Genomic DNA, 808 nt, shown 5'->3' with positions numbered 1-808 from the left:
GGAGCCTGCAGGTGCCCTTAGTGGAAAGATGCTGTACAAGGCGTTGATGAACGGAGTCTCCTTTATGATCCCGTTTGTGGTAATCGGTGGCCTGCTGATTGCGGTCGCACTGGCAGTGGGAGGAAAACCCACACCCCAGGGTCTTGTGATCCCCGAAGGCAGCTTCTGGAATCAGATTTCTGCAGTGGGAAGCGCCGGATTTACACTGATGATCCCGATTCTGGCCGGTTACATAGCATTTGCTATCGGTGACAGGGCGGCTCTGGCTCCTGGCATGATTGGCGGCTGGATCGCCAACAACGGTTCTTTTTACGGAGCGTCGGCGGGAACCGGCTTTATCGGAGCTATTGTGGCTGGTTTTCTGACCGGATACTTTGTAAGGTGGATGAAGAAGCTTCATTGGCCGGAGATGATCAGGCCGTTGGTTCCGATCATGATTATTCCTATTACTGGATCTTTGTTTATCGCATTTGCATTTATATTTATTATCGGAGCGCCCATTTCGTCCCTGATGACGGCTCTTTATGCCATGCTGGAAAGCATGTCTGCCGGAAGTATGATTTTACTTGGCATTACCATTGGTCTGATGCAGGGCTTTGACATGGGCGGTCCCTTTGGCAAGGTAGCATTCATGTTCTCGGTTGGTTTAATTGCTGAAGGACAGCCACAGTTCATGGGAGCACAGGCTATGGCGATTCCGGTTGCACCGTTAGGTATGGCGCTGGCTACATTCTTAGACCGCAAACACCAGCTGTTTCTTCCTGAGGAGACTGCCAACGGCAAGGCGGCTCTGGCTATGGGCCTGGTA

At 52.0% G+C, this 808-nt stretch carries 1 protein-coding gene; it reads left to right on the top strand.

Annotated features, from left to right (window positions below):
- Positions 1-808 (top strand): PTS fructose transporter subunit IIC (locus tag RT269_RS28805; RefSeq protein WP_313187868.1); only part of this gene is annotated, 808 nt, incomplete at both ends.

This window comes from Lacrimispora sp. (assembly GCF_032078915.1).
GTDB lineage: Bacteria > Bacillota > Clostridia > Lachnospirales > Lachnospiraceae > Lacrimispora.
The sequence above is the reverse complement of the archived record's forward strand: the minus strand, read 5'-3'. Positions and strand labels throughout refer to the sequence as shown.